The sequence below is a fragment of the Hylemonella gracilis str. Niagara R genome, from assembly GCF_000600295.1.
In the GTDB taxonomy this organism is placed as follows: Bacteria; Pseudomonadota; Gammaproteobacteria; order Burkholderiales; family Burkholderiaceae_C; genus Hylemonella; species Hylemonella gracilis_A.
Map to the genome: position 1 here is coordinate 190,237 of NZ_JEMG01000001.1, position 22,327 is coordinate 212,563.

Below are 22,327 nucleotides of genomic sequence, written 5' to 3' on the forward strand. Positions count from 1 at the left end.
CCAGGCCGCTGAGTGCGTCCCCCCTGCCACCGCAGGTTGGCGTTCAGGGGGGAAGGCGCGTAGCGCCTCAGGGGGGCTTACTTTTTCGCTTGCTCGTACAGCGGCTCCACACGCGGCAGGTTCTTCTCGATTTCCTTGATCCGCGTCTTGCCCGAGGGGTGGGTGGACAGCCACTGCGGCGGCGCGCCCTTGCTGGCGCTGCTCATCTTGCGCCACAGCGTCACACCCGCGCGCGGGTCGTAGCCCGCGCGGGCGGCCAGTTCCATGCCGACCAGATCGGCCTCGCTTTCGTCGCCGCGGCTGAAGCTTAGAGTCAGCAGGTTGGCGCCACCGCGCGCGACCGAATCGGTCAGGTTCGGATCGATGCCCCACAGGGCGGAAGCCACCGCACCGCCGACGCGCGCCAAGCCCGTGGTGACCTGGCTCTTGCCCATGCGCTCGCGCGCATGCTCGCGTAGCGCGTGCGCGATCTCATGGCCCATGACCATGGCGACCTCGTCATCGGTGAGCTGGAGCTGTTCCAGGATGCCAGTGTAGAAGGCGATCTTGCCCCCGGGCATGCAATAAGCGTTGACCTGCTTGCTGACGATCAGATTGATTTCCCACTTCCAGTTCTTGGCGCGCGGGTTCCAGCTCAGGGCATGGGGAATAATTTGGTCCGCGATGGCGCGCAAACGACGCAGCTGCGGGTCGTCATCGGGCGCGAGCGCATTCTTCTTGCGCGCCTCGTCCAGCTGCTGCTGGTACTGGGTCTGGGCCATCTTCTCCACGTCCTCGGCCGGCGCCAGCTTGGTGAAGGCCGAGGTCTTGCCCACGTCCACGCCCAGCTTCTGGTCCTCGGCGTGGCCGACACGGGCGCAGAACATCGCCGCGAGCAGCAGCGTCCAGGTCAGGATGAAATTGCGTCTTTTCATGGTGGCGCAATGATGCCGCAAGCGCGGGCTGGATGGAAAGACCACAGCTGGGCAAGCCCAGGCCCCGGCATCCGCTCCGAACAAACCCCCACGTATGATTCCCCGCATGTCCACGCCCCTTTCCGAGCCTCAGGCCCCCGCGCAACCCGACGCCACCAACAAACCGGGCTGGCTGGCCGCCTGGCGCATCTACCTCGAACCCGCCACCCTGCGCATGCTGGCCCTGGGTTTCGCGGCCGGCCTTCCCCTGCTGCTGGTGCTGGGCACGCTGAGTTTCCGTCTGCGCGAGGCGGGCATCGACCGCGCCACCATCGGCTACCTGAGCTGGATCGGCCTGGCCTACGGCTTCAAATGGGTCTGGTCGCCACTGGTGGACCGCCTGCCTCTCCCCGGTCTTACGCGCTGGCTGGGCCAGCGGCGCGGCTGGCTGCTGCTGGCCCAGTTGGGCGTGGCGGGGGGCCTGATCGGCATGGCCCTGGCGGACCCGCGCCAGGGCCTGCACGCCGTCGCGAGCTTCGCAGTGCTGGTGGCCTTTGCCTCCGCCACCCAGGACATCGCGCTGGACGCCTACCGCATCGAATCCGCCAGCACCGAACGCCAGGCCGCGCTGGCGGCGGCCTACCAGGCCGGCTATCGACTGGCCATGATCTGGGCGGGCGCCGGCGTGCTCTGGCTGGCGGCACGTGCGGAAATGGTCACTCTGCCCGGCGCGACGCCGGTCTACCAGAACGCGGCCTGGACCACGGCCTATCTGGTGATGGCGGCGAGCATGCTGCCGGGCATGCTGACCGTGTTGCTGTCACCCGCTGTCTCCCGAGCCACGGCAACGCCCCCCGCTGCACCCGGCCCGCTGGCCTGGCTGCGCGATGCCATCGTCGAGCCCTTCCTGGATTTCCTGCGCCGCTACCGCTGGCAGGCCGTGCTCATCCTCGCGCTGATCGCCATCTACCGCGTCAGCGACTTGATCATGGGCATCATGGCCAATCCCTTTTACGTGGACATGGGCTACAGCAAGGACGAGGTCGCCGCCATCACCAAGATTTACGGTCTGATGATGACGCTGGCTGGTTCCTTCCTGGGCGGCGCCTTGGCCCTGCGCCTGGGTGTGATGCGTGTGCTGATGCTGGGCGCCCTGCTCAGCGCGGCGACCAATCTGCTCTTCGCCTGGCTGAGCACGCGCGGACATGACGTGACGGCGCTGATCTACGTCATCTCGGCGGACAACCTGGCCTCCGGCCTGGCCTCGGCGGCCTTCATCGCCTACCTGTCCGGGCTCATCAACGTCACGTACTCGGCCACCCAGTACGCGCTGTTCAGCTCGATGTACGCGCTCGCGCCCAAATTCGTCGCGGGCTTCTCCGGCGAATTCGTCGATGCTTGGGGGTATGGCACCTTCTTCACCAGCACGGCTCTGCTGGGGGTGCCAGTGCTGGTGCTGGTGGCGTTGGCTGCGCGAGCTCAGCGGCGCGACTGAGCAACACCTACCACCGACTCCAAGTCTCGCTCTTTTCAGGGAAAGACCTGCCTTCCCTCCAGGCCAGCGCCATTTGTTCGGCTTCCGCTTGTTGGGTCGGGGTCAATTGCTTGGCAAGCCGATCCGCATGGATGAACGCCGCCTTGAAGTCCCGCGCTGCCGACAGAAGGTACAGGGCGTACGCAAGCACTTTGTCCCTCCGCACACCTTTCCCTTCTTCGTAATAGAGGCCAAGGTCGAACAGAGCCTGGGCCATTCCCTGCTCTGCCGCCTTGCGGCACCAATGCGCTCTCTCCTTGTCGCCCTTGGCCTCCCCCGCCTGGCCATAGAACATGGATTGCAGGAAATCCCGTGCATTCGCGTGCCCATTTTCGATTGCCTTGAGATACCAGTATTCCGCCTTGCCCAGGTCCTGAGTGACTTCTTGACCCCTGGAATAAATCCATCCCAGTCGCCACTGCGCGGATGCACTGCCATTCTCGGCGGCCAGGTGATACCAGCGCCTCGACTCTTTCTCGTCTTTGGCCACGCCCAGACCGTTGGCATAGACATAGCCGAGCCTGTCTTGGGCATCCACGTTTCCTTGCGCCGCCGCTTGCTGGTACAGGGAGATAGCCTCTAGGTCATTCTTCGCGGACTTCCGAATTCCATCGTTCATCGTGACGATGTTGAAGTTCGCCTGCGCATACCAAGGCCCAAGATCAACCTGGCGATACCATTTGACCGCTTCCGCGTCGTCCTGAGCAACGCCTTGACCTCGGTCATACATGGAGGCCAGCGTGAATCGCAGATGATTAACGTCATAGGTATCACGGCTCCATTCACGCCGACCCCGAGTGCGCTTGCGCTCCGCCGCCTTGCGATACCACTGGACCGCCTCTTGGCCGTCCTTGGCGACGCCCTGACCTAAGCGGTACATATTGCCCAAAGTGACTTGCGCAATCGCAAAATCCTGCTCAGCTGCTCGCCGGAACCACACCACAGCTTCTTGTTCGTTTTTGTCGACACCCCAACCGTTCGCATACATCCGACCGAGGTAATACTGCGCATGCGCAAGACCTTGCTCCCCGGCTCGGCGAAACCAGTTCGTAGCCTGAACAAAGTCCTTGGCAACGCCTTGCCCATTGAAATACATCACACCAAGATTCGCCTGGGCCTCTGCGTCTCCCTGCTCGGCCATCGTCGTGAATTCCGCGAACGCTGTGACGTAGTCCTTGCGCTTGTAAGCAGCATCCCCCTCGGCGAATCCTGCCTGCACCGACGAAGTTGCAGCCAACCCCAACACGCACAGATACAGCATGACCGTTCGTGAGAAAAGCCTTGTACCGCCGAGCATCGGGTCCCCTTGCAAACTCAGAATCAAAAAAAGCGGCGCGAACAAAGCCAACGCCTAGTCGTTGCCCCAGCTTAACAAACCTCGCTTTACCTTTCTTTACGGCCACGACAAGCCCGACTCATGGCCACCTCGCACCATTGCGGGGATGGATACACTCGCCGTCATGAGCCCCACGCCCCTGCTGATGATCGAGGACGACGCCCGGTTGGCCGCGATGGTGCGGGACTATCTGGCCCCCTCGGGCTTCGCCGTGCAGCACGCGGGCACCGGCGCCGCCGGACTGGCCAAGCTGGGCAACACACCGCAGGCAAACGACCAGACCCCCCAGCTCATCGTGCTGGATCTGATGCTGCCCGACATGGACGGGCTGGACATCTGCCGCCGCATCCGCGCGCTGCCCGGCGCCACAGCACAGACCCCCATCCTCATGCTCACGGCCAAAGGCGATCCGATGGACCGGGTGATCGGCCTGGAGATCGGCGCCGACGACTACCTGGCCAAACCCTTCGAGCCGCGTGAACTGCTGGCCCGCGTGCGCGCCCTCTTGCGCCGGCATGCCCAGTCGTCCCTGGCTTTAACGACGGACGAGGAGGCGCCCAGCAGCCCTCCCTTGCATTTCGGCTCGCTCACCATCGACCGCGACGCGCGCACGGTCACCGTGCAGGGTCGGGCCTGCGAACTGACTTCCTACCAGTTCGACCTGCTGGTGACCTTGGCCGAACGCGCCGGTCGCGTGCTGACCCGCGAGCAGATCATGGAAGCCGTGCGCGGCCGCGAGCTGGAAGCCTTCGACCGCTCCATCGACGTGCACATGGGCCGCATCCGCGCGGCCATCGAGGCCGACCCCAAGACACCCAAGCGCATCCTGACCGTGCGCGGCGTGGGCTACGTCTTCGCCCGCCAGCAGGATTGAGGGCACCTTCCGCGCCTGGGCATGCCTTCCCCGTCGGCCATGAATATCCCGCCCTTCCATCGTCTCTATCTGCGCCTCTGGCTAGCCGTGGTCGGCGCCATCGGTGTGCTGACGCTGATCTTCGCGTGGATCACGCACATTGAACGGATACAGGCCGAGAGGGCACGTGAGAACGACCGCGCCCTGCGTCCCGGGCGTGAGATCGTGGTGCGCAACGCCGAAGGCGAGGTGCTGGGCCGCGCGCTGACCCTGCGGCCCTCGCGCATGCCGCCGCGCCCCTTGCACGGCACCTTCGGCCCCGGGCTGAACTTCGAGGTGCCTATGCGCGACGGCCAGATCATGCACATCTGGCTGCCCGCCCCCCCGCGCGGAGACCTGCGCATACCCCCGCCACCTGCCTGGTGGGAGCCGCCCTACAGCTTGGCCGGCCTGCTGGTCTTGTTGGTGCTGATCGCCGCCGCCGTGGCGCTGGGCGCCTGGCCGGTGGTACGCCAGCTGACCCAACGCATCGAACGCCTGCAGCAGGGCGTGGAACGCTGGGGTGAAGGTGATCTGGCACGGCGCTTGCCCGAGGATGGGCAAGACGAGGTGGCTTTTCTCGCGCAGCGCTTCAACGTGGCGGCCTCGCGCGTCCAGGCCTTGCTGGTGGCGCACAAAACCTTGCTGGCCAATGCCTCGCACGAGCTGCGTTCGCCGCTGGCACGCATCCGCATGAGCCTGGAGCTGCTGCAAAAACCCGCTGGCCGCGGGACGGCGGCGCAGCCCAATCCAGCAGCTTACGAGGAAATCACGCGCAACATCCGCGAACTGGATCAATTGATCGACGAAATCCTGCTGGCCAGTCGGCTGGACGGCAGCCCTGACGCACTGGGTCCGCTGGAGCCCATCGACCTGCTGGGCCTGGCAGCGGAGGAATGCGCCCGAGTGGACGCCGAGCTGGAGCCGCCCACCGACGCGCGCAGCCTGCGCTTGCTCGATGACGCCCGGGGCCAGCCCCGGCTGTTGCGCCGTGCCGTGCGCAATCTGCTGGAAAACGCTCGCCGCCACGGCGCGGGACTGGTCAGCCTCACGCTGAAGGTGACGGAGGCAGCACCGGCAAGCGCTCACGCGCCCACCGCGACAGGCCCGGCCATGGTCGAACTGCGTGTCTGCGACCAGGGCCCGGGTGTGCCGCCCGCGCTGCGAGAGAGAATTTTCGAGCCCTTCTTCCGCCTGCCCGGCGCGTCAGAGCGGGAAGGCGGCGTGGGACTGGGACTGGCCCTGGTACGCACCATCGCGCAACGGCATGGCGGCAGCGTGCATTGCGAGGACGCACCCCGTGCCTCGTCGCAAGATGCAGAAGGCCAGGCGCCTGCCTCGGCGCCGGGCGCCTGCTTCGTCCTGCGCCTACCCTTGCAGGCCGAGCCTGTGCCCACAACCAGCCCATCGTCCCACTGAATACCGATACTGAAGACCCTCGGCCGTACCCGGGGCCAGGCCCAGGCCATGCCGACCTCGCACGGCAACGTCGGGTTCAGCATGCGGATTAACCAGTGCACGTCAGCCCGGCAGACCGAATGGGACTTGCACGCAGGCGATTTCCCCCATAGGGGGGATAGTTCACCTTTTGCAAGACCCGGAGAATCTGAACTCCCAACGACGTCCTTCCGAGGACTTTACAAGCCGCTCGCAAGGGCGGCTTTTTTCTGTCCGAAGGATGGCTGGGGCGCGAGAATTTCAGTTCAGCGCGGCGGCAGAACTGCAATCGGTCTCAGTGGTGCGAGGCGACGTGCTCGCCCGCCTTCAGGCGGTAGACGGTGCCGCAGTATGGGCACTTGGCCTCCCCGGTGTGGGCCACGTCCAGGTAGACCTTGGGATGGTTGTCCCACAATGTCATGTCCGCCTTGGGGCTGGGACAGTACACGCCACCATGGGCGTTCAGGTCCTTGGCCAGCAGTTCAACGATGGGCTTGCTCATGGTGTCTCACCTTGTGTCTAGTCCGTGGTCTCTGGTTGGCGTGGCGCGTGGAAGATGGTGACGCGCCGCTCGGTTCATCAGACCTTGCTCAGCCAGTGCGCGTACTTGGCGTTGCGGCCGTTGACGATGTCGAAGAAGGCGCTCTGGATCTTTTCCGTCACCGGGCCGCGCGTGCCGGCGCCGATCTGCACGCGGTCCAGTTCGCGGATGGGGGTGACTTCCGCGGCCGTGCCGGTGAAGAAGGCTTCATCGGCGATGTAGACCTCGTCGCGCGTGATGCGCTTTTGCACGACCTCGAGGCCCAGGTCCTTGGCGATGTGCAGCACGGTGTTGCGCGTGATGCCGTTGAGCGCGCCAGCCGACAAGTCGGGGGTGTAGATCACGCCGCCCTTGATGACGAAGATGTTCTCGCCCGCGCCCTCGGCCACGAAACCGGCGGTGTCAAGCAGCAGGGCCTCGTCATACCCGTCTTCCGTCGCTTCCATGTTGGCGAGGATGGAGTTGCTGTAGTTGCTGACGGCCTTGGCCTGCGTCATGGTGATGTTGACGTGGTGACGCGCGTAGCTGCTGGTCTTGACGCGGATGCCGCGCTTGAGGCCTTCCTCGCCCAGATAGGCACCCCACTCCCAGGCGGCGACCATCAAGTGGATGGTGTTGCCCTTGGGGCTGACGCCCAGCTTCTTGTCGCCGATCCAGGTCAGCGGACGGATGTAGCAGCTCTTGAGCTGGTTGACGCGCACCACTTCCTTCTGAGCCTCGTTGATCTGCTCGGCCGTGAAGGGCACGTTCATGCGCAGGATCTTGGCGCTGTTGAGCAGGCGCTCCGTGTGCTCCTGCAGACGGAAGATGGCCGTACCGTTGACCGTGTTGTAGGCCCGCACACCTTCGAATGCGCCACAGCCGTAGTGCAGGGTGTGCGTCAGGACGTGGATCTTGGCGTCGCGCCATTCCACCAGCTTGCCGTCGAACCAGATTTTTCCGTCGCGGTCGGCCATCGAGGTCGGTAGGGAACTCATGAAACTTTTCCTCTGCTATTGCACTGCATCAAGACGCCCTGCCCCGACACATTCAAGGCAAGCAAAAAAAGGCGCGAGCTGGCCATTTTACGAGGCGGCCGGCGCATCGCCTTGGGCCTCGGTGGCGCCCGCGTCTTCGGGCTGGGGTCGCTGCAGGGTCCAGCGCATCAGTTGGCCGTCGGCGAATTCGGCTTCGACCCAGGAACCGCCTGGGTCGGTCCAGCGGTAGACCTCGGGTTGCTGACCCTGGGGCGAACGCAACTCACCCAGGGCACGGGTGAGGGCCATGACGTGCAGCAGCGAGACCCGAGGCCGCAGCTTGGCGTTGAGCATCACCGCGCTGTCCACATACCCCAGCGGCCGCTCGCTGGCGCGACGCATCACGGTCATGAAACGGTTGAAGTGCAGCAGCAGCCACATCACGATGCCGCCCGACACCAGGGCCACGCCACCCCAACCCCAGGCGCGGTGCCCGCCCACGAACAGCACGGCCAAGCCGAGCGCCACCAGAATCTTGCGCAGATGCATTTTCATGGGGCGCGATTGTCTCAGAGCATCTCCAGCGGCGAGGCCCGTCGTGGCGGCGGGAAAAGCTGGTCCAGTTCGGCGCGTTGCGCCGGGGTGAAACGGATGTCGCGCGCGGCCGCGTTCTCGCGCAGGTGCGCCGCGTTCGCGCTCTTGGGGATCGCGATCACGCCCTCCTGCCCGAGCAGCCAGGCCAGCGCGGCCTGGGCCGGGGTGCAGCCATGCTCTTGCGCGAAAGCGCGCAGACCCGCATGGCGCAGCAAGCGCGCCTGCTCGATGGGCGAGTAGGCCATCACTGGCACGCCGCGTTCGCGCAGCCAAGGCTGCAGGTCCCAATCGATGCCGCGCCGGCCCAGGTTGTAGAGCAGTTGGTTGGCCGCACAGTTCGCGCCGCCTTGCACACGCCACAGTTCTTTCATGTCAGCGAGGTCGAGGTTGCTCACGCCCCAGTGTCAGATCTTGCCGGCGCCCTGCAAGGCTTCGAAGGCCGCCACGGTGTCGGCCAGCGCAAACGCGCCGCGCCAGTGCAGCAGGTACAGATCGATGCAGTCGGTGCGCAGGCGCTTCAGACTGCGCTCGCAAGCCGCGATGGTCCCCGCGCGCGAGGCGTTGTGCGGGTAGACCTTGCTGACCAGAAAGGCCTGGGCGCGCCGCCCAGCCAGGGCCTCGCCCACCACCTCCTCGGCCCCGCCCTCGGCGTACATCTCAGCGGTGTCGATCAAGGTGAGCCCCAGGTCCAGTCCCGCCTGCAGCGCCGCGACTTCCGCCTTGCGGGCAGCCGGGTTCTCGCCCATGTACCAGGTGCCCTGGCCGAGCGCGGCGACCTGGACGCCAGAGGGCAGGCGCACGGTGCTCATGGACGGCGACGCTGGATGTGGATGGACTGCGGTTGGTTGACTGCGGTAGCCGCCTTGGCAGGCCGATCACAGCCCTCGCAGCCGCATCCCGACTCAAACCTGCGCGCGGCACGCTGCAGGCGCCGCGCCACCGGTGCCGGCCAGTGCGGCCACGAAGTCAACCACCGCGCCAGCGCGCGGCGCAACGCCGCGGGCATCAGCGCCTGGGCCGCATAAGCAAAACACGCGAACACGATCAGCGTCACCACGATGGTCTGCATGAAGGCTCCTTGCGGTTCAGGCACCCAGCCCAAGGGCGATGCGGTAGGTCAGAAAAGCCGCGACATACGCCAACGCGAACAGGTAGGCTGCCATGATCAGCGGATATCGCCAGGCATTGGTCTCGCGCCGCACCACGGCCAGCGTGGACATGCACTGCGGCGCGAACACGAACCAGGCGAGCAGGGCGTAGGCCGTGGCCATCGACCAGGTCTGGGCGATCACGGGCGCCAGCGCATCGGCCACCTCCCCCGTGGACGACAGCGCGTACACCGTGCCCAAGGCGCCCACGGCAACCTCGCGCGCGGCCAAGCCAGGAACCAGGGCGATCGAAATCTGCCAGTTGAAGCCGATGGGCGCGAACACAACCTCCAGCGCACGCCCCAGATACCCGGCCAAGCTGTACTGTATGGCCGGGCCCGTCGCGCCCTCGGGCGGAGCGGGGAAGCTGGACAGGAACCACAACACCACGGTCAGGGCGAAGATGATGGTGCCCACGCGGCGCAGGAAGATGCGTGCCCGCTCCCACAAGCCGATCAACAGGTTGCGCAGGTTCGGCAGGCGGTAGGGCGGCAGCTCCAGCATGAGCGGCTGGTAGCTGCTCTTCATCCAGACGCGCTTGAGCAGCCAAGCCACCAGCATGGCCGAGATCACGCCGGCCAGGTAGAGCACGAACAGCGTGAGGCCTTGCAGATTGACGCCCCCCACGGTCTGTCGAGGCACGAAGGCGCCGATCAGCAGCGCGTACACCGGGAGCCGCGCCGAGCAGGTCATCAGCGGCGCGACCATGATGGTGGCCAGCCGGTCACGCCAATTCGGGATGGTGCGCGTGGCCATGATGCCGGGGATGGCGCAGGCAAAGCTCGACAGCAAGGGAATGAAGGCACGGCCCGACAAGCCGACCTTGCCCATCAGCGTGTCCAGCAGGAAAGCGGCGCGCGGCAGGTAGCCCGAGTCCTCCAGCACCAGGATGAACAGGAAGAGGATCAGGATCTGCGGCAGGAACACCAGCACGCCGCCGACACCGGCAATCACGCCATCGACCAGCAGGCTGCGCAGAGGCCCGTCGGCCATGTGGGCGCTGAGCGCCTCACCGGCCCAGGCCATGGCCTCGCTGATGGCGTCCATGGGCACGGCGGCCCAGGAGAACACCGCCTGGAACATCAGGAACAGCAGTGCTGCCAGCAAGGCCAGGCCGCCGACCGGGTGCATGACGATGGCGTCGAGCCGATGGTTGAAACGCTTGAACTGGGTGGCACCGGGCGCGGCCACGGCCAGGATACGGCGGACCTCGCGCTGCAGCTCCGGCAGGCTCGGCACATCCGTGCCGACCACCGACCGCGGCACCGCCGGCACAGGCCATTCGGCCTGCCGCTCCAGCTCGGCCAGCAGGGCCGCATGGCCACGGCTCTGCACCGCCACGGTCTCGACCACCGGCACGCCCAGTTCGGTGGAGAGGCGCTGGATGTCGATGGCCAGGCCACGCGCACGCGCCACGTCGGCCATGTTCACGGAGACGACCATGGGTCGGCCGAGCCGGCGCAGCTCCAGCACCAGGCGCAGATTCATGACGAGATTGGTGGCGTCAACCACGGCGATCAGCGCGTCTGGCGCGGGTTCACCAGCGCGTTGGCCCAGCACCATCTCGCGCGTGACGGCCTCGTCCGGTGTGGACGGCGTCAGGCTGTAGGCCCCGGGCAGGTCGATGACGGAGACGGTGCGCCCGTTGGCCAGCGTGGTGCTGCCGACCTTGCGCTCGACGGTGACGCCCGCGTAATTGGCCACCTTCTGGCGCGCGCCAGTGAGCAGGTTGAACAGCGCCGTCTTGCCGCAATTGGGATTGCCGACCAGGGCCACGCGCAATGTGTCGGCGCTCATGCGGGCCGCCTTTGCGCGCGCGCATCAGCTGCCACTTCGACGCTGACTTCGACACACTGCGCCTCGATCTGCCGCAGGGCGAAGAAGGTCTCGCCCACCTGAACCGCGAGCGGTTCACGGCCGCCCGGGCCACGGCGCATCAGTTGCACCGGTTCACCCGGCAGGAAGCCGAGTTCACTCAAGCGACGCAGGAGTTGGGGGTCCGGCACCCCCGCGGGGTTCAGGCCGAGGACGGTGCCGCGCGCGCCCTGGGGCAGCTCGGACAGTCGGATGGGGGAGGTGTTTGAAGCGGGAGACATGGCAAGGCCTGACGAAGATCAGGCAGGCAAAAGGCGACCAGAAACAATGGGCGCCCGATGCAAATGATAATGGCTCTCGACTGGCTTATCCGCTTCCCGCGCCCCTCTTTACGCAGAGGTTTGCGCTGGATCAATCCAGCCCGCGCAGGGCCTGGATCGCTTCCTCGACGCGCTCCACCGGGTGGATGGTCAACCCTTCGATGGCCTTCTTGGGCGCGTTGGCCTTGGGCACGATGGCGACGCTGAAACCCAGTTTGGCCGCCTCCTTGAGCCGATCCTGCCCCCGCGGCGCCGGGCGTACCTCACCGGCCAGACCCACTTCGCCAAAAGCGATGAAACCCTTGGGCAGGGGCTTGCCGCGCAGGCTGGAGGTGATGGACAGCAACACCGCCAGGTCGGCCGCCGGTTCACTGATGCGCACGCCCCCGACGGCGTTGACGAACACGTCCTGATCCATGCAGGCCACACCCGCGTGGCGGTGCAGCACGGCCAGCAGCATGGCCAGGCGATCTCGATCCAGGCCCACGGACAGGCGGCGTGGGCTCGGACCACCGCTGTCCACCAGGGCCTGGATTTCCACCAATAGAGGGCGGGTGCCTTCCAGCGTGACCATCACGCAACTGCCGGGCACAGGCTCGGCGTGCTGGCTCAGGAAGATCGCGCTGGGATTGCTCACGCCCTTCAGGCCTTTTTCCGTCATCGCGAACACGCCGATCTCATTCACCGCGCCGAAGCGGTTCTTGATGGCGCGGATCAGGCGGAAGCTGCTGTGCGTGTCGCCCTCGAAGTACAGCACCGTGTCCACCATGTGCTCGAGCACACGCGGGCCAGCCAGCGCGCCTTCCTTGGTGACATGGCCCACCAGCACGATGCAGGTGCCGCTGGCTTTCGCGGCACGGGTCAGGTGGGCCGCGCATTCACGCACCTGGGCCACCGAGCCGGGCGCGGAAGTGAGCTGGTCCGAATAGACCGTCTGGATGGAATCGATGACGGCGACTGCGGGCTGCTGCGCCTCCAGCGTGGCCAGGATTTTTTCGAGCTGGATCTCGGCCAGTACCTGTACCCGCGAACCTTCCAGGCCCAGGCGCCGCGCCCGCAGGGCCACCTGCGCGCCGCTCTCCTCGCCGGTGACGTACAGAACGCTCCCCCGTGCGCGCACCGGATGTGGCGCTCTGCCCCCACTTGCAGGCTGGCCTTGCGCTGCGCTTGAGGGTGGGCGTTCGCCGTCTTGGGGCGGCCCAGCGACGCTCGACACACCCCCACCCGCGCGTTGCAAGTTGTCCAGGGCCTGCAGCAGCAGGGTCGATTTGCCGATGCCCGGATCGCCCCCGATCAGGACCACACCGCCTTCAACGATGCCACCACCCAGCACGCGGTCCAGCTCGTCCAGGCCCGTGGGGGTGCGTTCCACATCGGCTGCCTCGATGTCGGCCAGGGCCTGCACCTCGGCGGTCCGGGCCAGCGCGGCAAAGCGATTTTTCGTCGGCGCGATAGTTTCGGCCACCGTTTCGACCAGGGTGTTCCAGGCCTTGCAGTGCGGGCACTGGCCCAGCCATTTGCTGCTGGTGCCGCCGCATTCGCCGCAGCTGTAGACCGTCTTTTCTTTTGCCATGCGCTCATCTTAGCCGATGGCTGTATGAAATCACAGTTCTATGATGTCCCCATGGAATACCGGAAAGTCTGCATTTATGGGGCCGGCGCCATCGGTGGCTGGGTCGGCGCGGGCCTCGCCGTCGCGGGCTGCGAGCTCGGTGTCATCGCGCGCGGTGCGACGCTGGAGGCGCTGCGCCGCGACGGCCTGCGCCTGAGCCACGAGGGCAGCACGGTCACCCATGCCGTGCGCGCGGAGAGCGAACCGGCCCTGCTGGGCGTGCAGGACCTGGTGGTCATCGCCGTCAAGGCACCGGCCCTGCCGGACGTGGCGCGCCACATCGCGCCGCTGCTGGGGCCCCACACCGTGGTGCTGACCGCGATGAACGGCGTGCCCTGGTGGTTCTTCCATGGCTTCGGCGAACGTTGGCAGGGCACGCAGCTGCGGACCATCGACCCCGAGGGCGTGATCGCCACAGCGATTCCCGCCTCGCAGGTCATCGGCAGCGTGGTGCACGCCAGTTGTACCCTCGACGGCCCGGGTCATGTACGGCGGCATGCGGGCAACAAGCTCATCCTGGGCGAACCCTCGGGCACGCACAGCGAACGGCTAACGGCCTTGGCCGCGCTGCTGACACGTGCCGGTTTCGAGGCCCCGGTCTCACCGCAGATCCAGAAAGACGTCTGGTACAAGCTCTGGGGCAATATGACGGTCAACCCGGTCAGCGCGCTCACCGGGGCGACAACCGACCGCATCTTGGACGATGAGCTGGTGCGCAACTTCATCACTGCCGTGATGCTGGAAGCCAAGGAGATCGGCGCGCGCATCGGCATCCCCATCACCGACAGCCCGCAGGACCGTCACGCCGTCACGCGCAAGCTCGGCGCCTTCAAGACTTCGATGCTGCAGGACGTGGAAGCGGGCCGCCCGGTGGAGCTGGACGCGCTGGTGGCAGCCGTGCGCGAACTGGGGCAGATGACCGGCGTGACCACCCCCTCGACGGATGCGCTGCTAGGCCTGGCGCGCCTGCACGCACGCACCCGCAGTCTGTATTGAACACTCGCGGGCCGCCGCTTGAGCGCGGCTACCACGCCCGCGGTTCAGTCCCTGACTTCCACCGGCACACGCGGCGCCAACGCGCACATCAGTTCATAGCCGACGGTGCCTGCTGCGCGCGCGACCTCGTCGATACCCAGCATGGCGCCATTGCCAGCCTGACCCCATAGCGTGACCTCGCTGCCCAGGTCCGGAGCCAAGCCCGCTTGGTGCACGGGCTCCAGGTCCACCGTCAGCATGTCCATGCTCACGCGACCCACCAAACGGGTGCGCACGCCATCGACCAGCACGGGCGTGCCCGTGGGCGCGAGGCGCATGTAACCATCCGCGTAACCGCAGGCCACGACACCGATGCGCATGGCTCGGTCCGCCGTGAACGCCGAACCGTAACCCACGGTGTCGCCGGCTTGCAGTTGCTGCAGACCGATGAGGTGGCTGCGCAGCGTCATGGTCGGGCGCAGACCCCAGTGCGCCGCGTCGTGCTCGGGAAAGTCCGGCGCGCTGCCGTAGACGGCGATGCCGGGGCGCACCCAGTCCGAGCGCAGGCCCGCGTCGCGGATGTGGCGCAGGGTCGCCGCGCTGTTGGCCACGCTGCGCTCGCCGGGCAGGTCACGCGTGGTCGCATTGAAGAGCGCGAGCTGTGACGCAATGCCGCGCGGGCCATCGGCGTCACTGAAGTGGGTGATCAGCGTGATCTCTTCCACCTGCGGCAGGGCATCCAGCCGTGCCCAGGCGGCGCGGTAAGCCTCGGGCCTGAAACCCAGGCGGTTCATGCCGCTGTTCATCTTGAGAAAGACCCGGTGGGGGGCATGCGTCTTGTGCATGGCCAGCCAGTCGATTTGCCGTGCCTCGTGAACGACATGCCAGAGACCGAGGCGCGAACACAGCTCCAGGTCGCGTGGATCGAACACGCCCTCCAGCAAGAGGATGGGGCCGCGCCAACCCAGGGCGCGCACGCGCTCGGCCTCGCCCAAGTCCAGCAAGGCAAAACCGTCGGCACCGCGCAAACCCTCGAAGACCCGTTCAATGCCATGCCCGTAAGCATTGGCCTTGACGATGGCCCAGACCTTGGCGTCCGGTGCGGCGGCGCGCGCTCGCGCCAAGTTGTGACGCAGGGCGTCCAGATGGATGAAAGCTTGGATCGGGCGGGGCATGGACGCGAGTTTGCCAGCATTAAGACCCCCTCCAGGCCAGGAAAACAAATGCTTTACACTGGTGCGCGGCCCGGATTTCCGGGCCGCCCTTGCGTCTGCCCTTCGTTCATGGAAGTCTTCGAGTTCCTCATGCCCATCTTCACCGAATACGGCTATCTGGCCGTGTTCGTGATGCTGCTGATCTGCGGCTTCGGCGTGCCCATTCCGGAGGACGTGACGCTGGTGACCGGCGGCGTGATCGCCGGTCTGGGCCATGCCAATGTGCACACCATGTTCGCCGTCGGCATGGCGGGTGTGCTGATCGGCGACGGCCTGATGTTCATCCTCGGCCGCGTCTATGGACAGCGCATCCAGCGCCTGCCCGGTTTCCGGCGCATCCTCACGCCCGAGCGCTTCGCCAGGGCGCAGGACGCTTTCCACAAATACGGCAAGTGGGTCATGTTCATCGCCCGCTTCCTGCCCGGGCTGCGCACGCCTGTGTTCTTCTCGGCGGGCATGAGCCACCGCGTGAGTTTCGCGACCTGGTTGCTCATGGATGGTTTCGCTGCCCTCATCAGCGTGCCGATCTGGGTCTACCTGGGGTATTACGGCGCCCAGAATTGGGACTGGATGTTCAAGGTGCTGCACCAGTTCCAGCACGCCATCTTCGCGTTGCTGGGCATCCTAGCGATCTGGTTGACCTACCACTGGTGGCAACGCCGAGCCGCCGGCCGCGGCAAGCAGTGAGTGTCACTACACCACGGGCCGCCTGGGCCCTGGTGCTCAACGCCTTGGTCTGGGGCTGCTCCTGGTACCCCTTCCGGCATCTTGAAGCGCTTGGCCTGCACCCACTGTGGGCCACCAGCCTGATCTACGTGCTCTGTCTGGCGGCCTTGCTCGCCTGGCGTCCGAACGCCTGGCGCCCCCTGATGAGCTCGCCCTGGCTCTGGGCGCTGATGGCCGCCTCCGGCCTGACCAATGTCAGCTTCAACTGGGCTGTCACCATTGGCGACGTGGTGCGCGTGGTGCTGCTCTTCTACCTCATGCCGGCCTGGTCGGTGCTGCTGGCCTGGCTGCTGCTGCGCGAGCGGCCGGCGCTCGGCGCCTTGCTGCGCCTGGGGCTGGCGTTGACCGGCGTGGTGATCGTGCTCAAGACGCCGCAATCGGCCTGGCCCCTGCCCACCAGCCTGCCGGACTGGCTGGCCCTGGCGGGCGGATTCACCTTCGCGCTGACCAATGTGCTGCTGCGCCGCTTGCGCGAACTGCCCGAGGTCTCCCGCATGAGCGCCATGTTCGGCGGTGGCGCGCTGCTCGCCGCGGTGGTAGCGCTGCTGGGTCAATCCCAAGGCTTGTCTTACGCGCCCCCGGCGCCCGCGCTCGGCTGGATGGTGCTGGTGCTGTTGACCGGCCTGGCCTTTCTCGCGGCCAATGCCGGGCTGCAGTACGGCGCGGCCCACCTGCCCGCCGCGGTCACGGCCTTGATCATGCTGACTGAGGTAGTGTTCGCCAGCGTGTCGTCCGTGCTGCTGGGCGCGGCCGAGTTGCAGGCACGCACGCTGGCAGGTGGCGCGCTGATTCTGGCGGCGGCGGCCTGGGCCGCCTGGCCGGAGCGGCGCGCTAGCACCTCGCAACAGGCGGTCGCCTGAAGGCCCCCCGTGCGCGCCGTCTGAACACCCTGGTCCGCACCCTGCCCGGGCGCTGGTTCATGGGCCTTGCTCAGTAAATGTTCATTGCAAGGTCGTGCTGGGGCGCAAGACCAGCGCGTACAGCTCGTTGCGGAAATGGATGCCCAGGCGGTCGAAGGCGCGGTTGCGGTAGGTCTTGACGCTGGGCACGCTCAGGCCCAGGTCGCTGGCGATGCCGTCGTAGGTCATGCCACGCAACAGGCGCACGCACACGTCCAGCTCACGCGGCGTGAGCGCGGGCTGCAGGGCGCGCAATCGCTGAACGGTGAACGGTGCCGATTCCGGCGTCGTGCATTCGGACGGGTCATGGGCCATGGCCACATGCTTGCGTGCCAAGGCCAGCAAGGCCGGCGCCAGCGCTTCGAAATCGGCGACCTGCGCATCGCTGAAAGGCTGTTGGTGCTGGTGGCGGTAGAAATTGACGGCGAACAAGCCGTCCTCACCCGCCTGCACCACCGACACCCGCTCGGCCACGCCATGGGCCTCGTAGACCCGCGCCCGGTGCTCGGCCGGCACTTCCCGTGCCGTCAGGTGGCACAACAGGGACTGCGCCTCTTCCGCTGTCTCGCCCATCAGCGTGCGGTCATGCCGATAAGGCCCCGACAGATAGGCCCGCCAACAATCCAGCGTGGTATCGGGCACACCCAGACTGCCGGACAAGTACAGCTGGGGCACGCTCTGGTGGCCGGTGCGGTAGACCGAGAAGGAAGCAGCCGGCACCAGGGGTTGCAGGGATTCGAGCAACAGCGAGCGAAAACGGGGCTGGCCCAGCTGGTGAATCAACCCTGCCAGCACCTGGGCATGGCGCGCCGCGCCGCCAGCGCTGTCGCTGCAGGTCCATTTGCGCATGCGTCTCCTCGCTTGCTTGTTTTGTGCTGTCATCTTAAGGGATGACAGCGGGCGCCCAGATGGCGCCCTAAGCTGAGGGAATGTCACTCGCCACGCCCTCTCTGGATTTCTTCGCCGACCTGTCCGTGCGCGTGGGCGCGCCGCAGGAAGTTGGCGCCACCCAACACGGACAGCGCCGTCTCATCCCTATCCTCGGCGGTGAGGCGCGCGGTGTCGGCTGGACGGCACGGGTGCTGCCCGGTGGTGCCGACTTCCAAGTCACCGTGAGCCCGCGCCTGACCGAACTGGACGCGCGTTACGTGCTCGAAACCGATGGCGGCGACCGGATCTACGTCCACAACCGCGCGCTGCGTGCCGCCGCACCAGAAGTCACCGCGCGCCTGCTGCGGGGCGAGGCGGTGGACCCGGCACAGGTCTATTTCCGCTGCACCCCCAGTTTTGAAACCGCCTCGCCCGCCTTGGCCTGGATCACCGAGCGCCTGTTCGTGGGCACGGGCGTGCGCCGGCCTGAACTGGTGGAAGTGCGGTTTTTCACCGTGAACTGAAGACCGAAGACCGTCGGTAACCACCGCCGATATACCACTACAGGAGACAGACCATGCACATCACTTCTACCCTGCGCCGTGCCTTGCTCGCCAGCGCCATCCTGCTCGCTGGCCTGAGCAGCGCCAGCGTCCAGGCCCAAGACACCTTCCCCACCCGCCCCGTGCGCATCATCGTGGGCTTCGCGGCCGGCACAGGCCCCGACATCGTGGCGCGCCTCCTGGCGCAAAAACTGTCCGAGGGCTGGGGCGGTCAGGGCGTGATCGTGGACAACAAACCGGGTGCCGCCGGCCTGATCGCCGCCAGTGAGGCCGCACGCGCCACGCCGGACGGCTACACCTTGCTGCTGAGCGAGATTGGCATGCTCAGCATCGCGCCCAGCACCTACCGCAAGCTGCCCTACGACCCCGTGAAGGACTTCGCGCCGGTGAGCCAGATCGTGGGGGCCGACTTCGCACTCCTGGTCAATCCGCAGAAGGTGCCGGTGACGAATGTCAGCGAGTTCATCAGCCGGCTGCAACAACAGAAGGGTCTCTTCATGGCGACCTTCGGCGCGGGTACCTTGGGCCACTTCGGCGCGTTCAAGCTGGGCGATGTGGCCCAAGTCAAACCCGAGGCCGTGCACTACAAGACCACGGCGGACGCGCTGGGCGGCCTCTACAACGGTGACGTCGACGGCGTCTTCGCCAGCGTCGGCTTGTCCGCTCCCCAGGTTAAGGCCGGCAAACTGCGGGCCTTGGGCACCACCGGTCCCGCCCGCGCCGCCGCCCTGCCCGACGTGCCCACGCTGAAGGAACAGGGTTACCCCAGCCTGGAATTCAGCGCCTGGTTCGGCATCGTGGCGCCGGCGCAGACCCCGCCAGCGATCCTGGCACGGCTCAGCACCGACGTGCGCAAGGCTGTCACCGCCCCCGAGGCCCGCGCCAAGCTGGAAGAGGCCGGTTTTCGCGTGACCGGCACCGACGCCGCCACGTTCGCCAAGATCATTGCCGCCGACACCGTGGCCTGGCGCAAAACCGTCGAGGCCACGGGCTTCAAGGCGGACTGACGCCCAGGCCGCAGGTCTGAGTTCAAGCGGGCCTCTGCGGCGGGGACCTCGCGCGTGTCAGGGGCCCAGACTGCGGCGCAGGCCCAGGGACAGGTTGTGGGCTTCCCAGGCGGGGTTGTAGGCGGTGATGCCACCGCCATTCGACAGGTGCGTGCGCCGGTAGCCCAGCTCCACGCTCCAAAGCCCATCCAGGCGCCAGGCCCCACCCGCGCCCCAGCGGGTCATGCCGTTGACCGCGGTACCGCCGGCCGGAAAAGGACTGCCGGGCGTCCACACAAAACCCGCCACCGCCTCACCATAGAGATGGGCGCGACCCAATTCAATGAAGTAGTAACGCGCACCGTAGCTCAGCGTCAGACCATCCGCATCACTGCGTCGCGGCGGGTCACTGGACAAGGGTTCGCTGGTTTCGCCCCAGGCATGGAAATAACCGCCGTTCATGCGCAGCTCCAGCCCGCTCAAAAACCGCCAGGCCAGACCGGATTCGAGGGACAGGGCGTGGATGTCACGAAACCGCTCATGGAAGGCGCCACGCGGGGTGAAGCCATGCAGCTCATAGGTCCAGGCGCGCTGCGTCATTTCGCCGATGAGTGGCCAGGCCTGCGCATGGGCGCGCGTTGGGACAGACACAACGGCGGCGATGAGGACAACCAGATGCACCGCGATCGGTTTCAAGGACATTGTCATCGTGTCACCTTCGTCAGACAGACCTGGCACCAGTTCGGGTTTGTCTTGCTCTCCGTGGCCGTAGGCCCATGCCCATGCTCAGAAGCGCAGACGCCCGCTGATGCCCAGCACCGGCGCGCTGTTGATTGTGTCGCGGCCGAGGCGATGATCGGCACGGTCGCGCAGGGCGAGTTCGCCGCCGAGCACGGCGCCAGCATACGCGGACCATGTGACCTGGGGTGATGCCGTCCAGGACAGGTGCAGAAATCCCTGAATTTGCCTCACCTTGCCGGTGCCCCCCGCGGCACGCGCGTGGTCGATGGCCAGACGGAAGTTGCGCTCACGTTCGGCCACGCCCAGGCCCAGCTCCACACCAGGACCCAGCAGACAGGCCAGTTCCAGTCCCGCCGATCCGGCCGGACCCAGCTCGGGCGGATTGAAAAGGCGCCAGCGTTCATCAAAGCGCCAGTCCACGATCAGGATCGGCGCCAGCTCCCATGCATGTGCCAGCGTGTGGACCGTTTCTATGCCCAGTCCCAGGCGGCGATGGGGGTTGAACATCTTGAGCACGGCTCCGATGAATCCCTCGGTTCGCGCGTCACCGGCACGGGCCCCGTCTTCTCCCGCCCAGCCCAGGCGCGGCAGCAGCACCAGCATAACGCCTTCGCTGAGGCGCGCGCGCATTGGCATGCTGACCACAACCTGCTCGACGGACTGCCAAGGGGCAGCGCCGAAACGATGGTCCCCGCCAAAGTCCCAGGCCTCGCGCTCCAGTGTCAGCTTGAACCCCAGCCCTCCTCCCTCCGGAAGGTTCCAAGCCTGCTCAAGCAGCAGCGTCGTGCGCTCCGCGTTGATCCAGCCGCCTTCCCCCAGCCCCGCCTTGCGCAGTTCGACCTGGGAGACCGACAACTCAAGACCCGCCTCAACGGGCCCGGCCAGGAACAGACTGAGAACCACGCCCATGCGCATCCACTGCAGACGGATGGCAACCGGTTTGGACATGCACATGCTGAGGACCTCAAGACGACGAAAGACCGGAGAGCGGCGATCGGGGCAAGCCCAGGGCACGCGGCTTGAGACCGAAGCAGAGACGCAACCCATGCACACGACGGATCAGCGCCGTCAGGCCCGCGCAGGCCACGAGGGTTCCGGCCAGCAACAGCACTGCCTCCAGCGCTGGCGCAAGCCGCAGGGGTGCGAGCTGCACGATCAGCACGATGAGCAAAGTCTGGTGCAGCACATACCAGGGATACACCTGCTCGTTGGCCCAAGGCAGCCATCGCCAAGGTCGATTCAGCAGGTGGTGCGCCCAGCCCAGGATGGCCAGCACCATCCACCACAGGTAAATATCCCCCACGAAGCGAACGGCGTGGCGGAAGGACAGGGACGTCGCGGGGGAAAGTTGCGCGCGCAGCACGAAGTACACCACGAGCATCAGCAGCGCTCCGACCAGAAGGCGCCCGCGCAGGCGCCTGACTTCGGCCCACCAGTCCGCATCCACGCCGATCCAGTAGCCGTAGAGAAAGAACGTGAAGTACACGGCATGAGCCCAGGCATCACGCAGCAAGTCATGCGTGACCGGAAAATGCGGCCACAGCAGTCCGGTGTAGAGGAGCAAGGGCAAAACAGGGAACACCATCAGGCGCAAGCCCCTCAGACCGCGAAAGGCATGCGCGAGGGTCTGGCCCGGCCCGCTGCGGAGCCATGGCAGCAGCAGGACCAGCACAAGCGTGTAGACCCAGAGGTAAGCCAGATACCAGAGATGGTTCCAGGTCACGCCCACTTCCCATCCATCAAAGGCCCGAGGCGGCCAGGGTCCACCCTGGACATAACGCAACAGGAATTCCATGAAGCCCGGCGCGATGGAGCCGTTGGCCACGGCCTGCGCATAAGGCTGGTAGGGCACGACCACGGCCATGCCGAAGGCCAGCGGCAGGAGCAGCAAGCGACTGCGCTGCTTCAGGAGTGCGCCGGCCTCCTGACCTTGCCGGGCTCCATGGCACAGCAGACCGATGGACAGGCCGGAAATCAAGAACACCAAGTCCAGCCGCCACAGGTTGAGCGCACGCATGGGCAGCTGCAGCCAGGCCACGGGTTCGGCACTTTTGAGATGCCAGTGCCAATCGGCCACGTAGTACATGCCGACGTGGTAAAGAATGACCAGGGCAAAGGCCAGGGCGCGCAAGGCGTCGATGTCGTGGCGGCGTTGGTACATGCCGGCTCCCGAAGTGGTGGACAACCACGATGGTGCGAGCCCAGCGACCGCGCCCGGCCCTGTCCGGGATGGACGCACGGCGTTTTGTGACGAGTGGCGCTGGGCCGGGACAAA

Annotated in this window: 22 protein-coding genes and 1 pseudogene; 8 read left to right on the forward strand and 15 right to left on the reverse strand. The window is 66.5% G+C overall.

Annotated features, from left to right (window positions below):
- Positions 1-77: 77 nt before the first annotated feature.
- Positions 78-914 carry a M48 family metallopeptidase gene (locus tag AZ34_RS00955; RefSeq protein WP_035603809.1) on the reverse strand — a complete coding sequence of 279 codons (837 nt, stop codon included), beginning with the start codon at positions 912-914 and terminating at the stop codon, positions 78-80.
- A gap of 106 nt (positions 915-1,020) precedes the next feature.
- Here AZ34_RS00955 and AZ34_RS00960 point away from each other — a divergent pair, with 106 nt between their 5' ends.
- Positions 1,021-2,388, forward strand: coding sequence for an AmpG family muropeptide MFS transporter (locus tag AZ34_RS00960; protein WP_035603812.1), 1,368 nt, complete (start codon positions 1,021-1,023; stop codon positions 2,386-2,388).
- 7 nt (positions 2,389-2,395) lie between these two features.
- On the opposite strand, the gene AZ34_RS18595 is transcribed toward AZ34_RS00960, so the two are convergent.
- Entirely contained in the window at positions 2,396-3,775 is a 1,380-nt protein-coding gene (locus tag AZ34_RS18595) for a tetratricopeptide repeat protein (protein WP_231495428.1), read from the reverse strand.
- A 112-nt stretch (positions 3,776-3,887) separates the two neighbouring features.
- Between AZ34_RS18595 and AZ34_RS00970 the strand changes: the two genes are divergently transcribed.
- The gene (locus AZ34_RS00970) at positions 3,888-4,637 is read left to right on the forward strand and encodes a response regulator (RefSeq protein WP_231495429.1); all 750 of its coding nucleotides are present in this window, start codon (positions 3,888-3,890) and stop codon (positions 4,635-4,637) included.
- 39 nt (positions 4,638-4,676) lie between these two features.
- A complete protein-coding gene (locus tag AZ34_RS00975) occupies positions 4,677-6,074 on the forward strand; it encodes an ATP-binding protein (RefSeq protein WP_051510021.1) in 1,398 nt (465 codons plus the stop codon).
- Between the two features lie 313 nt (positions 6,075-6,387).
- On the opposite strand, the gene AZ34_RS00980 is transcribed toward AZ34_RS00975, so the two are convergent.
- From AZ34_RS00980 to radA, 8 genes and pseudogenes are all read right to left on the reverse strand, one after another.
- Positions 6,388-6,594, reverse strand: a complete 207-nt coding sequence (locus AZ34_RS00980; RefSeq protein WP_035603818.1) for a zinc-finger domain-containing protein — start codon at positions 6,592-6,594, stop codon at positions 6,388-6,390.
- A 77-nt stretch (positions 6,595-6,671) separates the two neighbouring features.
- Positions 6,672-7,610 carry a branched-chain amino acid transaminase gene (locus AZ34_RS00985; protein ID WP_035603821.1) on the reverse strand — a complete coding sequence of 313 codons (939 nt, stop codon included), beginning with the start codon at positions 7,608-7,610 and terminating at the stop codon, positions 6,672-6,674.
- An 87-nt stretch (positions 7,611-7,697) separates the two neighbouring features.
- Positions 7,698-8,138 carry a hypothetical protein gene (locus AZ34_RS00990; RefSeq protein ID WP_035603824.1) on the reverse strand — a complete coding sequence of 147 codons (441 nt, stop codon included), beginning with the start codon at positions 8,136-8,138 and terminating at the stop codon, positions 7,698-7,700.
- Positions 8,139-8,158: 20 nt separating this feature from the next.
- Positions 8,159-8,992: pseudogene (locus AZ34_RS00995) on the reverse strand (aldo/keto reductase).
- Positions 8,989-9,252 carry a DUF6587 family protein gene (locus AZ34_RS01000; protein WP_035603827.1) on the reverse strand — a complete coding sequence of 88 codons (264 nt, stop codon included), beginning with the start codon at positions 9,250-9,252 and terminating at the stop codon, positions 8,989-8,991. Before AZ34_RS01000 ends, AZ34_RS00995 begins: the two are co-directional and overlap by 4 nt.
- 16 nt (positions 9,253-9,268) lie before the next feature.
- Positions 9,269-11,128, reverse strand: a complete 1,860-nt coding sequence (gene feoB, locus AZ34_RS01005) for a ferrous iron transporter B (protein WP_035603830.1) — start codon at positions 11,126-11,128, stop codon at positions 9,269-9,271.
- Positions 11,125-11,427, reverse strand: coding sequence for a FeoA family protein (locus AZ34_RS01010; RefSeq protein ID WP_197026478.1), 303 nt, complete (start codon positions 11,425-11,427; stop codon positions 11,125-11,127). Before AZ34_RS01010 ends, feoB begins: the two co-directional genes overlap by 4 nt.
- A gap of 130 nt (positions 11,428-11,557) precedes the next feature.
- Positions 11,558-13,039, reverse strand: coding sequence for a DNA repair protein RadA (gene radA / locus AZ34_RS01015; RefSeq protein WP_035603833.1), 1,482 nt, complete (start codon positions 13,037-13,039; stop codon positions 11,558-11,560).
- Positions 13,040-13,090: 51 nt separating this feature from the next.
- Here radA and AZ34_RS01020 point away from each other — a divergent pair, with 51 nt between their 5' ends.
- Positions 13,091-14,074, forward strand: a complete 984-nt coding sequence (locus tag AZ34_RS01020) for a 2-dehydropantoate 2-reductase (protein ID WP_035603836.1) — start codon at positions 13,091-13,093, stop codon at positions 14,072-14,074.
- 44 nt (positions 14,075-14,118) lie between these two features.
- On the opposite strand, the gene alr is transcribed toward AZ34_RS01020, so the two are convergent.
- Positions 14,119-15,228 (reverse strand): alanine racemase, encoded by a 1,110-nt coding sequence (alr, locus tag AZ34_RS01025; protein ID WP_035603839.1) that lies wholly within the window; start codon positions 15,226-15,228, stop codon positions 14,119-14,121.
- 129 nt (positions 15,229-15,357) lie between these two features.
- On the opposite strand from alr, the gene AZ34_RS01030 reads away from it, so the two are divergent.
- Positions 15,358-15,954 (forward strand): DedA family protein, encoded by a 597-nt coding sequence (locus AZ34_RS01030; RefSeq protein WP_231495430.1) that lies wholly within the window; start codon positions 15,358-15,360, stop codon positions 15,952-15,954.
- Positions 15,951-16,853 (forward strand): DMT family transporter, encoded by a 903-nt coding sequence (locus tag AZ34_RS01035; protein WP_035603845.1) that lies wholly within the window; start codon positions 15,951-15,953, stop codon positions 16,851-16,853. The genes AZ34_RS01030 and AZ34_RS01035 overlap by 4 nt, the downstream gene beginning before the upstream one ends.
- A gap of 81 nt (positions 16,854-16,934) precedes the next feature.
- On the opposite strand, the gene AZ34_RS01040 is transcribed toward AZ34_RS01035, so the two are convergent.
- Positions 16,935-17,741: a helix-turn-helix transcriptional regulator gene (locus AZ34_RS01040; protein WP_081767020.1), complete on the reverse strand. Its 807-nt coding sequence runs from the start codon at positions 17,739-17,741 to the stop codon at positions 16,935-16,937.
- 80 nt (positions 17,742-17,821) lie between these two features.
- On the opposite strand from AZ34_RS01040, the gene AZ34_RS01045 reads away from it, so the two are divergent.
- On the forward strand, positions 17,822-18,286 hold the full coding sequence (locus tag AZ34_RS01045) for a DUF3237 domain-containing protein (protein ID WP_035603848.1): 465 nt from the start codon (positions 17,822-17,824) through the stop codon (positions 18,284-18,286).
- 53 nt (positions 18,287-18,339) lie between these two features.
- The gene (locus AZ34_RS01050) at positions 18,340-19,332 is read left to right on the forward strand and encodes a Bug family tripartite tricarboxylate transporter substrate binding protein (protein ID WP_035603851.1); all 993 of its coding nucleotides are present in this window, start codon (positions 18,340-18,342) and stop codon (positions 19,330-19,332) included.
- Between the two features lie 57 nt (positions 19,333-19,389).
- On the opposite strand, the gene AZ34_RS01055 is transcribed toward AZ34_RS01050, so the two are convergent.
- The 3 genes from AZ34_RS01055 to AZ34_RS01065 form a co-directional block, all read right to left on the reverse strand.
- Positions 19,390-20,019 carry an acyloxyacyl hydrolase gene (locus AZ34_RS01055; RefSeq protein ID WP_081767021.1) on the reverse strand — a complete coding sequence of 210 codons (630 nt, stop codon included), beginning with the start codon at positions 20,017-20,019 and terminating at the stop codon, positions 19,390-19,392.
- Between the two features lie 78 nt (positions 20,020-20,097).
- Positions 20,098-21,000 (reverse strand): hypothetical protein, encoded by a 903-nt coding sequence (locus AZ34_RS17450; protein WP_155831687.1) that lies wholly within the window; start codon positions 20,998-21,000, stop codon positions 20,098-20,100.
- A gap of 16 nt (positions 21,001-21,016) precedes the next feature.
- Complete coding sequence (locus AZ34_RS01065) at positions 21,017-22,213, reverse strand: acyltransferase family protein (RefSeq protein ID WP_035603857.1); 1,197 nt, start codon at positions 22,211-22,213, stop codon at positions 21,017-21,019.
- Between the last annotated feature and the right edge of the window lie 114 nt (positions 22,214-22,327).

Coding starts and splice junctions, on each gene's coding strand:
- AZ34_RS00955 (WP_035603809.1), bottom strand. CDS start 914: ATGAAAAGACGCAATTTCATCCTGACCTGGACGCTGCTGCTCGCGGCG.
- AZ34_RS00960 (WP_035603812.1), top strand. CDS start 1,021: ATGTCCACGCCCCTTTCCGAGCCTCAGGCCCCCGCGCAACCCGACGCC.
- AZ34_RS00970 (WP_231495429.1), top strand. CDS start 3,888: ATGAGCCCCACGCCCCTGCTGATGATCGAGGACGACGCCCGGTTGGCC.
- AZ34_RS00975 (WP_051510021.1), top strand. CDS start 4,677: ATGAATATCCCGCCCTTCCATCGTCTCTATCTGCGCCTCTGGCTAGCC.
- AZ34_RS00980 (WP_035603818.1), bottom strand. CDS start 6,594: ATGAGCAAGCCCATCGTTGAACTGCTGGCCAAGGACCTGAACGCCCAT.
- AZ34_RS00985 (WP_035603821.1), bottom strand. CDS start 7,610: ATGAGTTCCCTACCGACCTCGATGGCCGACCGCGACGGAAAAATCTGG.
- AZ34_RS00990 (WP_035603824.1), bottom strand. CDS start 8,138: ATGCATCTGCGCAAGATTCTGGTGGCGCTCGGCTTGGCCGTGCTGTTC.
- AZ34_RS01000 (WP_035603827.1), bottom strand. CDS start 9,252: ATGCAGACCATCGTGGTGACGCTGATCGTGTTCGCGTGTTTTGCTTAT.
- feoB (WP_035603830.1), bottom strand. CDS start 11,128: ATGAGCGCCGACACATTGCGCGTGGCCCTGGTCGGCAATCCCAATTGC.
- AZ34_RS01010 (WP_197026478.1), bottom strand. CDS start 11,427: ATGTCTCCCGCTTCAAACACCTCCCCCATCCGACTGTCCGAGCTGCCC.
- radA (WP_035603833.1), bottom strand. CDS start 13,039: ATGGCAAAAGAAAAGACGGTCTACAGCTGCGGCGAATGCGGCGGCACC.
- AZ34_RS01020 (WP_035603836.1), top strand. CDS start 13,091: ATGGAATACCGGAAAGTCTGCATTTATGGGGCCGGCGCCATCGGTGGC.
- alr (WP_035603839.1), bottom strand. CDS start 15,228: ATGCCCCGCCCGATCCAAGCTTTCATCCATCTGGACGCCCTGCGTCAC.
- AZ34_RS01030 (WP_231495430.1), top strand. CDS start 15,358: ATGCCCATCTTCACCGAATACGGCTATCTGGCCGTGTTCGTGATGCTG.
- AZ34_RS01040 (WP_081767020.1), bottom strand. CDS start 17,741: ATGCGCAAATGGACCTGCAGCGACAGCGCTGGCGGCGCGGCGCGCCAT.
- AZ34_RS01045 (WP_035603848.1), top strand. CDS start 17,822: ATGTCACTCGCCACGCCCTCTCTGGATTTCTTCGCCGACCTGTCCGTG.
- AZ34_RS01050 (WP_035603851.1), top strand. CDS start 18,340: ATGCACATCACTTCTACCCTGCGCCGTGCCTTGCTCGCCAGCGCCATC.
- AZ34_RS01055 (WP_081767021.1), bottom strand. CDS start 20,019: ATGACAATGTCCTTGAAACCGATCGCGGTGCATCTGGTTGTCCTCATC.
- AZ34_RS17450 (WP_155831687.1), bottom strand. CDS start 21,000: ATGTCCAAACCGGTTGCCATCCGTCTGCAGTGGATGCGCATGGGCGTG.
- AZ34_RS01065 (WP_035603857.1), bottom strand. CDS start 22,213: ATGTACCAACGCCGCCACGACATCGACGCCTTGCGCGCCCTGGCCTTT.